Consider the following 12,023-nt stretch of genomic DNA (forward strand, 5'->3'; position numbering starts at 1 on the left):
CAAATTAATCCAACGGCAGCCGCACACTAAAACAAGGCCCGGAATTATCTTCCAGATTGAATGCCCGAATTGAGCCGCCATGGTGTTCGGCAATCACTCGGGCGACATAAAGCCCTAAACCAAAGTGCCCGGGAGTTTTGTCCCGTCGTTTGGAGTGCATCATCTGGAATAAATTGGGGATCTGTTGCTCGTCAATTAAATTACCCCGATTAATCACCTGCAATTCACAGGCCTCTCGGTTCAGCAATAAATTGATAGTGATGGGTGCGCCTTCTGCGCTGAAATCCCGAGCGTTATCCAGCAATTTATCCAGCAGCTGTTCGATGTGCATATCGGAGCCGTTGAAGGGCACCGAGTCGCTGTCCATATTCAAAATTAATTTGTGATCCGGGCTCAGTTTTTGCTGGTTTTCTACGTAGGCGCTGAGCATGGCGGCCAGGTCGAATTCGAAAATATCTTCTGCGTTTAAAGCTTCTTCCAGGTTGGCAGCGTCTGCCAGTTTGCCGATCAACACACTGATTCGCATCAGTCCGCGACGGGCACTGTCCAGATAAGTGCTGTCTTTGTCGGACAGTTGTTCACGTTCCAGATTGTCCAAAGAGGTACTGATGGTATTCAGTGGATTGTTAATTTCGTGGCGCAGTGTGCGAGGAATGTTAGCCAGGAAGCCTTGGTGCTGGTTTAGCTTTTCCAGTGCCAGGTTAATGTTTCGAGCCAAGTCGCCAATTTCATCACCAGCGCGCAAATCTTTAGAAATACTGATGCCCTGCAGTCGGCCGTAATCGTCGATAGATGTATTGGTTTCTCGCCCCAAACGGCGAATGCGCCAGGCCAGTCGCGCAGCAAACAACAACATGGCAATCACTACGGCAAACAAGCTGAAAAACGTGCGTTCGGTGACTCGTTCCAGGTGTTCGCTCTGTTGCTTCAGCACATGGTGGGTGCTTTGTTCCAGCAGTACAACACCAAGAATCTGGCCGTTGCTCTGGATGGGGGAGGCAGCGCTGATAATGCGGGTTTTTTCATCCAGGGAGAGACGATTGTGAGTAGTGGCTTTGTTGCTGAGCGCATCTCGCAACATCTTATCGCTGCGGCTGCTGGTGAGGCTCGGATCGTAGTCTTCAATATCACCAGTGGGTATGCCGATCAATCGATCTGTGGCGCGGGAAATAAAGCTCCCCCATAAGTAGCTTGCATTGAGAGAGTCTTCAGCTTCGGCGATGTAGGGCTTGTTTTCGGCGCTGGCCAGTTCACCACTGTTGGCCCGCACCCGCAGTTCACCATCAAAAATCCAGATCCGAGACGACGTTTTGGCGATGCTGTCGAGGATGGTTTGCAGCTGTGCCGAGCGCAACACCATGGGGCTATAAGGGCTGCCATCTACAGTGTCGAAGGTGCCACTGAGGGTGTTGATCTCTTTGCGCCCATCCACCTGCCAGGCATCGGCGACAGCAACCCCAAGGTGGCCATCGCTGATCATTTCCAGGGGAATGCGAAATTCCAGGCGGTAATCGTTGTCACTGCGGCGCATATATCCTTGGATGCGATAGTCCGGCAGGCCTCTATCGGTGGCGTTTACCCACTCATCGTCCATAAAGTACGTAGTGGTTTTGCCGTTGCCCTCCCAAATAATCTGGGCGCGCTGCTCCACGCCATTTTTATCGCGAAAATAAAGGCGTACATGATCCGTGTGGTTGAGGCGGTTGATGCTGGGGTCGCGGTTTACTGGTGTGCTGTCGTTGGCCTCCAGCAAGCCGTAGAGGTTGCCATCCCGTTCCCCCAACACCAGATGGAAATTATTGTAAGGCTCAGACTTCAGCGTCAGGCCATAGGTTTGCCATTCTTCGTCATCCGCATCTAACTGAATGCCGGTTTGCAGTGGGTAAATAGGCAGGGTGGCATAGCCTTCCAGAGTGGGAGGGGTGTCGTTAAACAGCTCGTCCCGGCCATAGAGTAGGGTGGCAATGCCTTGGGCGGTCATCAGCTGCGCTTGCTGCTGCCCGCCCACCAGAAAATTTTTCATGGCGCGCAGGGTTTGTGTTCCCAGATAGGGAATCACCAGGAGTACCAAACCGAGCAAAATCAGTTTGGTACTGAGGCGGGGGCCGCGCAGTTTTCTCAACCCGGAAACACCTTATTTGGCCCAGCGGTAGCCAAACCCGTATTCATTTTTAATGCAATCAAATTGATCGTCCAGTTGACGAAACTTTTTGCGAATATTGCGCATGTGGGTGTTGATGGTATTGCTGGTGACGTAACTTTGAATAGTGGATTTCATCAGGCTGTCGTAAGTCACCGCTTCTCCCGGCACTCGCAGCAAGTGGGCCAGCAAACGGAATTCAGTTAAGGTCAGATCCACTCGTTCGCCGCACCAGGATGCTTGCATGGCGCTTTCGTTAATGCTCAGGTCTCCCAGAGTTTTAGAGCTGCTGTTGCTCTCTGGGGCGGAGCGCACTTCTTTAAGTCGCAGCAGAGAGGCAACTCGTTCCGCCAAAAAAGTAGCACTGATGGGTTTGGGCTGATAATCCCAGGCTCCCAAACGCAGCCCGGATATTTTGTCGATTTCGTCCACTCGTTCGGTGAGAAAAATAATCGGCAAATCCGGGTTTTGTGCCAACAGATCGCGGCACAACATAAAGCCGCCATCCACCTCGCTCTCCAAAATAATATCCAGTACAGCCAGGTCTGGCTGGCGTTCCTGAATGCCTTTTAGGGCATCGCTGCGATTGGCGTAAGCGGTGGTTTCAAACCCTTTGTTTTCAATGGCGGCGCAGTAGTTGCGGCGCTGGTCGGCGTCGTCTTCAACAATAGCGATTAGGTAGCTCATAGGGTGCCCTTTAGGTATCCAAACCAGATTTTGCGCCATCCTATCACAATCCCGGAGCGCTCTTTTCAACTCCACGATTTGTCCACGGTCTGTTCCTCGTTGGTTCACTTTCCTTGGTTTTAATGGCAGCCATAAAAACTTATGCGAACTACAGGAGCCAACCATGAAGCAGTTTGTTGCCATTACCGATGACATGTTTTACAGCAACCCCCAGTTGTTTGAGCAACTGGTGCCATTCAGTCACAGCATTGACTGCAGGCACTTGTTGCAGCAGCCACTGGCCGCAAGGCCGGAAAATGATCTTGATGATGTGTTGGATGTGCAAGTGGAGGTGAAGTCGTGTCGGTCTCACTAAAAATACTCGGGTTCTTTTCCATTGGGCTGCTGGCGGGCTGTAGCAGCCAGCCGTTAGTCCATGTTGATAGCCCAGCAACAGCGGAGCTGGTTGTGGCGGATAAACCAGTACTTTACCCGGCGCGCTTCTCCCTGCAGCTGCACGGCGGTGTTAGTGGCGCGCTGTTGCCGGAAAACCTGGATTCACAACTGGAGCCGTTATTGAAGCAGCTTGTCGATTGGCAGCAAGTAACCCGGGTTGTGGTGGTGGGGCACACCGATGCTGAGGGCTCCGCAAAGAGCAACCTTTTGCTCAGTTTGCGACGGGCCAATGCGGTGGCGGATAAGCTGCAAGATCATGGCATTGCAGCCGGTGTGCTCGAAGTGGATGGCCGCGGCGAAGAAGCTCCCATTGCTGACAACAACAGCATCAGTGGTAGAAAGCTCAATCGCCGTATTGAAATTCTTGCTGAAGGGCTATCTGAAGCGCCACAAAAAATTTGGTTTGGGCAGAGGAATTAGTCGTGAAAAAGGCATGGACGATCGCAATGGTGTTGGTGAGCTTTTTAGGGGGCTGGCCGTTGGCAGCCACGGCCAACGACAGTGACCCCGGTGCGGGTACGTTGTTACTGCGCTTTGATGGGCAATCGGTTCGCTGGGTGGCACCGACGCTGGACACGGATGTACAACTTTCTGTGAATGGCCCCATCGTTCGCTCGGTGGTGTCTCAGCGCTTTTACAACCCATCCGAGCAGTGGGCAGAGGCGAGCTACTTGTTCCCGCTGCCGGAAGACGCAGCGGTAGACCAGCTACGTATGCGTATTGGTGAGCGTGTTATCGAAGGTCAGATCAAAGAGCGCCAGCAGGCGAAGGCTATTTACAAGCAGGCCAAACAACAAGGCAAACGTGCCAGCTTGGTGGAGCAGCAGCGGCCCAACTTGTTTACTACCCAGGTTGCCAACATCCCTCCCGGCGAGCAGATTGTGGTGGAAATTGAATACCAGCACAGTGTTGCTCGAGACGGTGATACCTACAGCTTGCGCTATCCGATGACGATTACGCCTCGTTATACGCCAAGGCAGGTTGTTGCCGACATAAGTCCTACAGCAGGCCCGGCAGAATCTCAACAGCCCAATCAAGAGCAGCCGGTTGCCCCCTGGCCAATCAGTGACAACAACAGCAATCCCACCCGTATCAAAATAGAACTGGATGCTGGTTTTGAGCTGTCTGAGGTGCTGTCGCCCAGCCACCGGTTGCAAGCCAGTGCGGTCAGCCCATCCCGTCGAACTCTGGTGCTCAATGAGCCCGGTGAACGAACCGCAGCGGATCGGGATTTCTTGCTCCAGTGGCACCCCATAGAATCCCAAACCCCTCAAGCGTCACTGTTTGTGCAGCAACATAACGGTGAGCAGTATGGCTTGCTGCAGGTAACGCCGCCGTCTCTGGAAGCGGGTGCTCAGCGCTTGCCCAGAGATGTGGTATTTGTGATTGATACTTCCGGTTCTATGGGCGGTGAGCCCATACGCCAGGCAAAGGCCTCTTTGTTGTGGGCGCTGCAGCGGCTGCAGCCGGAAGACCGTTTTAACATCGTTCAATTTAATTCGGTAACTGACTCGCTGTTTGTGGATGTGCAACAAGCTATTCCGGGCGTGCTTAATCGCGCTCAGCGCTATGTGTCTCAACTTCAGTCCGGCGGCGGTACCGAAATGCTTTCGGCGTTGAACAGAGCGCTGTGCAAAAGTTGTAATGATCCGCAGCGAGTCCGGCAGGTGATATTCATTACTGACGGTTCGGTAAGCAATGAGGATCAATTGTTTCGTGCCATCAGTACAAGTATTGGTGCCACCCGCTTATTTACCGTGGGTATCGGTTCGGCACCCAACAGTTACTTTATGCGCCGGGCCGCGGAATTTGGTCGCGGCACCTTTACCTATGTGGCGGATGCCACTCAGGTGCAACCCAAGATGGCGGCGCTGTATCGTAAATTGGAAGCACCGGTTTTGACCGATTTGAAGCTCAGTGTGCCTGCAAACAGCCATGCGGAGATATTACCCAACCCTCTGCCGGATTTGTACGCGGGGGAGCCGCTGGTGGCGGTAATGAAAATGGCACCATCTTCCGCGTCTATTAATGTCAGTGGCCGAATTGGTGAGGTGGAGTGGCAGCGGGAGTTGGAGTTGCTGGAAGGGCAGCAGCAGGCCGGAGTGCATCAGCTTTGGGCGCGAAATAAGATTGCCCAACTTAATGATTTGCGTCGCAACCAGCACGACCCTGTGGCCAGAGAGCAGATTCGCGATCAGGTGGTACAAATCTCACTGAGTCACCACTTGGTCAGCCCATTTACCAGCCTGGTGGCGGTGGATACAACGCCAGCTCGCCCGCTGGATAAGCCTGTTGAATTTCGCAAAGTACCGAACCAAAGCCCTCATGGAACACGCCTTGCTCTGCCGCAAACAGCGACAGGAGCTGATATGTGGTTGTGGTTGGCGCTATTGAGCTTGTTGGTATCTGCAATGGTGCTTTATTGGCAGGGTCGATCTCGTCAGGTGGCCTGCTGATGGGTCGCAGCAGGGCATTATTAAGGCGTTATTGGGTGCCGTTATTGCTGTTGGTTGTGGGGCTTTTTTGTGCCCTTAACGGCGGATACATTCATGCCAAGGCAGTGGTTGGCCAATGGTTAATTGAGCGGGCCTGGCAGCAGAGTCTTGCCACGGGTAAGCCCAGTAAGCCCTGGAGTTGGGCGGATACCTGGCCAGTGGGGCAGTTACAAATACCCGCGCTTGGAGTGGATCAGGTGATTCTGGCGGGAGACTCCGGTCAGGCTCTGGCATTTGGCCCTGGTCATAACCCTCAAAGTGCGTCGCCGGGTGGTCCTGGAGTGGTGATAATCAGTGGTCACCGGGATACACACTTTCGCTTTTTGGCTGCTTTAGAGCCGGGCGATACCATTTTGCTGGCGGGCTCTGGCGGTCAGCAGCGTTATCGAATGGTTGATGAGCAGGTGGTGGACACCCGCAATGGCCAGCTGTTTTTGAATAACGTAGCCAATGACCAGTTGATACTGGTCACTTGCTGGCCTTTAGGGGGTATTCAGCAAAACACCCCTTGGCGTTATCTGGTGTTTGCCGAGCCATTAATTGAGGAAGTGACATGATTGAACTGCGAGTTCTGTCAGGCAGCTGTGTGTTGGAGTTTGTGTTTCTTGTAGAGAGAGCGGTGCCCGCCAAGCGTCAGGTTGTTTATCTGCAGCGGCAGCAGATACTTGAGCTGCCTGATTTGGAGTTATCCGATGCCCGTTCTGATTTTTCCCCAGTGGATGGCAGGTGGAATACAGACGCTGCTTATCAATGCTGGTATCAACGTGTTGCTGAGTTACTATCTAAAAATTAATAAAAAGCCTTTAATGGCCATTTTATAAGATTATGGCCTTTATTAAGGCTGTTGTTTTTTGTTTTGTGCTTTGATTTAATAGTCAATTATTGGTATAAAATTTAATTTATTCGATTTTATAGATTAAAAATTGGCTGTTATGTTTTTTGAGTCCGAAAGTGATAAGTCAATACTCGCTGAACTGGGTGGCAGAGTTCGGCAACTGCGCCTGCGCAAAAATCTGACCCAGCAGCAGTTGGCAGAACGTACGCTTTTATCCCTAAATACCATCAAATCATTAGAAGTTGGGCGGGCAAAGCTGGCAACGCTGGTGGCGGTGTTGCGAGAACTGGGTGAGCTGTCATCCCTTGAAGTGTTTTTGCCAGACCCAGGCATCAGCCCTATGCAGCTTGCCAAGCGCAAAGGCAAGGTGCGGCAGCGAGCGACGGGCAGCAGGGGCGGCGGCTTCGGAGACGATGGCGGCTCTAATTCTGGCCACAGTGGTGATGTGGAATGGTAGCCACGGTGGATACCGCCCTGATCTCCCTGTGGGGCAAAACCCTGGGGGCGGTAAGCTGGTTGCCTGACAAACAGCTGGCTGTGTTTGAATACGACTCCGACTTTCTGCGCAGTGGTCTGGAGCCATCTCCCATACACATGGGGGTTGCCAACATCGCTGGCGGCGACGCCATCTTCAGCTTTGCTGGCCTCAATCGAGACACTTACAAGGGCTTGCCCGGCTTACTGGCCGATTCGCTGCCGGATAAATTCGGTAACAGCATTATTGATGCCTGGTTGGCTCGCAGCGGTCGCCACGCAGCCAGCTTTAGTCCGTTGGAACGGCTTTGTTACACCGGCTCCAGAGGCATGGGCGCGCTGGAATACCAACCGGCCCTGAGCGGCCGCAACAGCGATCAGTCTGTACCGGTGGAAGTGGCCGAATTGGTAGAGCTGGCTCAGGCGGTGACCCGTGAACGCAACCAGTTGCAAGTGGAACTGGCGCTGGAAGATCAGCAGCAAAACGCCGACGCCTTACTGGATATCCTGCGAGTGGGCACATCGGCGGGTGGTGCTCGCCCTAAAGCCGTTATTGCCATTAACGATCAGGGGCAGGTGCGTTCCGGCCAGGTTGAGGCGCCATCGGATTACGGTTACTGGTTGCTGAAATTCGACGGTGTGGACGACCTGGAATTGGGTAAGCCCAAGGGCTACGGACGCATCGAATACGCCTACTACCAGATGGCACAGACGGCGGGCATTTATATGGCCGAGAGCCGGTTGTTGGAGGAGGGCGGCAGAGCCCATTTTTTAACCCGTCGCTTCGACCGCCAAAAATTGGCAGACGGCTCCGTTGCCAAGCTTCATATGCAGTCCCTCTGTGGCTTGGCTCACTTTGATTTCAATATGCCGGGAGCTTACGGCTACGAACAGGTATTCGGGGTGATGCGCCAGCTGCGCCTCTCCCGTGCCGATGCAGAACAGCAGTATCGCCGTATGGTATTTAACATACTGGCCCGCAATCAGGATGACCACACCAAGAATATTGCCTTTCTGATGGACCACCAGGGTCGCTGGCAACTCTCGCCAGCGTTCGATTTAACCTATGCTCATAACCCGGCGGGCGTCTGGACCAGCCAGCACCAAATGACCGTTAACGGTAAACGGGACCATTTTACCCGTGAGGATTTGCTGACCGTGGGCCAATCCATTAGTCTGCCCAGGCCCGCAGATACCATTGATGCAGTTGCCGAGGCATTGTCTCAATGGCCAAAATTTGCCCGTGCTGCGGGCGTGCGGCCAAGCGTTATCAAACAAATTCAGCAGGCCCATCGCCAGTTGTAATTACAGGATTTACTATGGATAAGCAGACTCAAACCGACATAGAGGCGGCGACGTTTCGGCGCTTGCTCAAACACCTTGATAACCACAAGGAAGTGCAAAATATCGACTTGATGATTCTGGCGGATTTTTGTCGCAACTGCCTGGCCAAATGGTACGCGGCGGAAGCGGAGCAGCGCGGGGAGTCGGTAGATTATGAGCAGGCCCGGGAGCGGATCTACGGAATGCCCTACAGTGAATGGAAAGCCAATCATCAAACGCCAGCCACGCCAGAACAAATGGCGGCACTTGAAGCGCGACTAAACTCCAAGGCGTAGCCATGGGTCAAACATTGCGCGAGCTAACCCTGCTGGACTTGGCCATTGCTCTGGTGCCAGTGGTGATTGTCGGCTTTATAGCCGCTCGCTGGTTAGCTAACAGTCGTCAGGTGGCCTGGGCTGCAGGGCGGATGCTGTTGCAATTGCTGTTGGTGGGTTACGTACTGCAACACATTTTTGCTCAGGATTCCCAGCCTCTGTCCTTGGGCATTTTGCTGTTGATGATTGTTATCTCCAGCGCGATCGCGTTGCGACCGATCCCAAACAAACAGGCCAATCACTGGTGGGCTACCTTGCTGGCCATTGGCATTGGCGGCAGCGTCAACCTGGCACTGGTGGTGGCGCTGTTCAGCGGTGGCAGTGACTGGCACAACCCGCATACATTGATTCCCATGGCGGGCATGGTGTACGCCAATTGCATGAACGCCGTTAGTCTGGGTGCCGAGCGTTATGGGTCGGAACTGGAACGTGAGCAAGGCTTTTTGCAAGCGCGAAACCTCGCATTCGGTGCCGCTATGCTGCCGCAGATTAACTCTCTGTTGGCGGTTGGTCTGGTGTCATTGCCGGGGATGATGACCGGGCAAATACTCAGTGGTATTTCCCCACTGGTGGCAGCTCGCTATCAGATAGTGGTGATGTGCATGATTTTTGGCAGTGCTGGCATCAGTACCGCGGTGTATCTGTGGTGGATGGGCCGCAGTGCGTTGAAATTTGAATGAAAACTACGAGTCCTGACGAAATTTTTATTTTAGGAAGAGAGCATTGATAAAAATTATTGGCGCCGTTATTGGCTTTTTGTTGCTGGGTGGTAGTTTTATAGGCGCTATTCTCGGTTACCTGTTTGCCGGCGGCTTTGAGCGTTTGCAGAACTACGGCAGCGGCGGCTTTAACCCGTTTACCCAGGGCAACCGTCAGGCGGTTTTTCTGCGCACTGTGTTTTTACTGAAGGGAAAGCTGGCCAAGGCAGATGGCCATATTTCCCAGGCTGAAATAGACCACACCGAAAACTTTATTCGTCAACTGGGCATGTCTGCGGAGCATCGCCAGCAGGCGATTGAATGGTTTAAGCAGGGTTCTGCGGAGGGTTTTGCCATCCAGCCAGCTCTGCAAGAATTTGTGGCTGCCTGTGGCCATACCCGCAACCTGCCTCAGGTGCTGCTGGTGTACCTGATTGTGATGGCCATGGCCGATGGGGTGATGGACAGTGCTGAAGAGGCCTTGTTGCGCTCTATTGCTGGCCAACTGGGTTACAGTGAAGCGCAATTTCGTCAGCTGCTGGATATGACCTTAAACCAGTCCCAGTTTGGCGGTGGTGGTCAGGGTGCAGCCTCGCCATCGGCTTTGGAGGATGCCTACAAAGCACTGGGTGTGCAGAGCGATTGCAGCGACCAGGAACTGAAACGGGCTTACCGCAAACTGATGAGCCAGTACCATCCCGATAAGCTAATGGGGCAGGGGGTGCCTGAAGATATGCTCAAAGTGGCCACTGAACAGGCCAAGGATATTCAGGCCGCTTACGACCTGATTAAAAAGAACCGAGGGTTGAAGTAATGAAGCTTGGCTCGTTCTTGCTGTTGCTGATGGCACCGCTATTGCTGAATGCGGAGTCGTTGACATCCGCTGAAAAAAACGCGATTCAACAAGCGCTAAATCACCCCAACCGACCAGCAGCGGATAAGACTCGCGACGCCAGTCGAAAGCCTGCGCAATTGCTGGCCTTTTACGGCATCAAGCCGGGTATGCAAGTGGCGGATATGATGTCTGGCGGCGGTTACTACGCGGAGATACTGTCCCGTTACCTTGGTGCCGAATCCAGAGTGTATGCACAGAATAACTCCATCGCCCTGGAACGTTTTGCCGACAAGGCCATGGCGGAACGATTGAACGGCCGCGACCTGAGCAACGTGGTTCGCCTGGATCGGGAGTTGGAACAGCCGGGTTTTCCGGCGGGGCAGTTGGATGTGGTGATGATGGGTTTGTTTTATCACGACAGCTACTGGATGAATGCCAATCGACAAACGATGAATCGCTCTATTTTTGACGCGCTAAAGCCTGGAGGTGTATTTGCCCTGTGGGACCACCGTGCTCAACCGGGCAGTGGTGAGCGCGATGTAAAAACATTGCATCGAGTGGATGAACTGCTGGTCATCAAAGAAGTATTGGCGGCGGGTTTTGTATTGGAAGCCAATGCTGAGTTTTTGGCAAATTCAGAAGATAGCCACACCCTGAATGTGTTTCAGCCAGAGATTCGCGGCAAAACCGACCGCTTTGTATTGCGCTTTCGCAAGCCGTTATAAAGGACTGATCCCCGCTTAAGCGGGGAGGGCATTCCCCTTATCCTATTTTTAACGTCGTTGCTTGGGGTGTAGTGATTTCCCCAAAATGTGCTCGCTGTTGCCAATCACATGGGCGCTGTGGCCAACAATCAATGGGTCCGGTCCCTTTTCAACCTCTTTGCTTTTGCCGTCGTAGGGCAGGCTTGCCAGAAAATGCTCCATGGTGTTGAGGCGCGCGCGCTTTTTATCGTTGGATTTAATAATGGTCCAGGGTGCGTCCGCGGTGTCGGTATAGAAGAACATGGCTTCTTTGGCCTCGGTGTAATCGTCCCATTTGTTTAACGACGCTTTGTCGATGGGGGACAGCTTCCACTGTTTTAATGGATCATTTTTGCGCGCTTCAAAACGGCTGGCTTGTTCTTCCTGAGTCACCGAAAACCAGTATTTAAACAAACGAATGCCAGAGCGAGTGAGCATGCGTTCAAGCTCTGGGCACTGGCGCATAAATTCCAGGTACTGGGTTGGGGTGCAGAAGTCCATCACCCGTTCTACGCCAGCGCGGTTGTACCAGGAGCGGTCAAACAGAACGATTTCTCCGGCCGAGGGCAGGTGTTTGATATAGCGCTGAAAATACCACTGGGTGCTTTCTGCGTCGGTGGGCTTTTCCAGGGCTACTACTCGGGCACCGCGAGGGTTCAGGTGCTCCATAAAACGCTTGATGGTGCCACCTTTGCCTGCCGCGTCCCGGCCTTCAAAAATAATCACAATTTTTTCGCCGGTTTCTTTCACCCAGCGTTGTGCTTTCAGTAATTCGGTTTGCAGGAACACTTTCTGTTTTTCGTAGCGAGAGCGATTTAATTTGGCTTTGTAGGGGTATTCGCCGGTTTCAAAAGAACGGCGAATGGCCTCGCTGTTGTGGCGCAATTCAGCCAATTGATGAGATCGGTTGGTGGTGTGGCTCGCTTCGGCATTAACGGCCATCTCGGATTCTTTCAAAATGGCGTCGTAGTCGTTGGTTTGCTTGTTGGAAGTGTCCATGACAATGATCTCAATGAGGTGAAG

The 12,023-nt window shown here is 53.1% G+C and carries 14 protein-coding genes; 11 read left to right on the forward strand and 3 right to left on the reverse strand.

Annotation, left to right across the window (positions count from 1 at the left end):
- Nucleotides 1-4: 4 nt before the first annotated feature.
- The gene (locus KFE80_01240) at nucleotides 5-2,122 is read right to left on the reverse strand and encodes a hypothetical protein (protein UTW45585.1); all 2,118 of its coding nucleotides are present in this window, start codon (nucleotides 2,120-2,122) and stop codon (nucleotides 5-7) included.
- A gap of 12 nt (nucleotides 2,123-2,134) precedes the next feature.
- Nucleotides 2,135-2,827 carry a response regulator gene (locus KFE80_01245; protein ID UTW45586.1) on the reverse strand — a complete coding sequence of 231 codons (693 nt, stop codon included), beginning with the start codon at nucleotides 2,825-2,827 and terminating at the stop codon, nucleotides 2,135-2,137.
- A gap of 163 nt (nucleotides 2,828-2,990) precedes the next feature.
- Between KFE80_01245 and KFE80_01250 the strand changes: the two genes are divergently transcribed.
- From KFE80_01250 to KFE80_01300, 11 genes are all read left to right on the forward strand, one after another.
- The gene (locus KFE80_01250; GenBank protein UTW45587.1) at nucleotides 2,991-3,182 is read left to right on the forward strand and encodes a hypothetical protein; all 192 of its coding nucleotides are present in this window, start codon (nucleotides 2,991-2,993) and stop codon (nucleotides 3,180-3,182) included.
- Nucleotides 3,167-3,682 carry an OmpA family protein gene (locus tag KFE80_01255; protein UTW45588.1) on the forward strand — a complete coding sequence of 172 codons (516 nt, stop codon included), beginning with the start codon at nucleotides 3,167-3,169 and terminating at the stop codon, nucleotides 3,680-3,682. Before KFE80_01250 ends, KFE80_01255 begins: the two co-directional genes overlap by 16 nt.
- A 2-nt stretch (nucleotides 3,683-3,684) precedes the next feature.
- A complete protein-coding gene (locus tag KFE80_01260) occupies nucleotides 3,685-5,718 on the forward strand; it encodes a marine proteobacterial sortase target protein (protein UTW45589.1) in 2,034 nt (677 codons plus the stop codon).
- Entirely contained in the window at nucleotides 5,718-6,314 is a 597-nt protein-coding gene (locus KFE80_01265; protein UTW45590.1) for a class GN sortase, read from the forward strand. The genes KFE80_01260 and KFE80_01265 overlap by 1 nt, the downstream gene beginning before the upstream one ends.
- Nucleotides 6,311-6,550, forward strand: a complete 240-nt coding sequence (locus KFE80_01270; protein UTW45591.1) for a hypothetical protein — start codon at nucleotides 6,311-6,313, stop codon at nucleotides 6,548-6,550. The genes KFE80_01265 and KFE80_01270 overlap by 4 nt, the downstream gene beginning before the upstream one ends.
- Nucleotides 6,551-6,689: 139 nt before the next feature.
- Nucleotides 6,690-7,049, forward strand: a complete 360-nt coding sequence (locus KFE80_01275; protein ID UTW46573.1) for a helix-turn-helix transcriptional regulator — start codon at nucleotides 6,690-6,692, stop codon at nucleotides 7,047-7,049.
- Nucleotides 7,043-8,371, forward strand: a complete 1,329-nt coding sequence (locus KFE80_01280) for a type II toxin-antitoxin system HipA family toxin (protein UTW45592.1) — start codon at nucleotides 7,043-7,045, stop codon at nucleotides 8,369-8,371. The genes KFE80_01275 and KFE80_01280 overlap by 7 nt, the downstream gene beginning before the upstream one ends.
- 14 nt (nucleotides 8,372-8,385) lie before the next feature.
- Entirely contained in the window at nucleotides 8,386-8,685 is a 300-nt protein-coding gene (locus KFE80_01285) for a DUF1244 domain-containing protein (GenBank protein UTW45593.1), read from the forward strand.
- Nucleotides 8,686-8,687: 2 nt separating this feature from the next.
- Nucleotides 8,688-9,404 carry an ABC transporter permease gene (locus tag KFE80_01290; protein ID UTW45594.1) on the forward strand — a complete coding sequence of 239 codons (717 nt, stop codon included), beginning with the start codon at nucleotides 8,688-8,690 and terminating at the stop codon, nucleotides 9,402-9,404.
- Nucleotides 9,405-9,447: 43 nt separating this feature from the next.
- Entirely contained in the window at nucleotides 9,448-10,236 is a 789-nt protein-coding gene (gene djlA / locus KFE80_01295; protein ID UTW45595.1) for a co-chaperone DjlA, read from the forward strand.
- A gap of 29 nt (nucleotides 10,237-10,265) precedes the next feature.
- Nucleotides 10,266-10,982, forward strand: a complete 717-nt coding sequence (locus tag KFE80_01300; GenBank protein ID UTW46574.1) for a class I SAM-dependent methyltransferase — start codon at nucleotides 10,266-10,268, stop codon at nucleotides 10,980-10,982.
- 48 nt (nucleotides 10,983-11,030) lie between these two features.
- Here KFE80_01300 and ppk2 read toward each other — a convergent pair whose 3' ends face one another.
- Nucleotides 11,031-11,999, reverse strand: coding sequence for a polyphosphate kinase 2 (gene ppk2, locus KFE80_01305; protein ID UTW45596.1), 969 nt, complete (start codon nucleotides 11,997-11,999; stop codon nucleotides 11,031-11,033).
- Between the last annotated feature and the right edge of the window lie 24 nt (nucleotides 12,000-12,023).

This window comes from bacterium SCSIO 12696, from assembly GCA_024397955.1.
GTDB lineage: Bacteria > Pseudomonadota > Gammaproteobacteria > Pseudomonadales > Porticoccaceae > SCSIO-12696.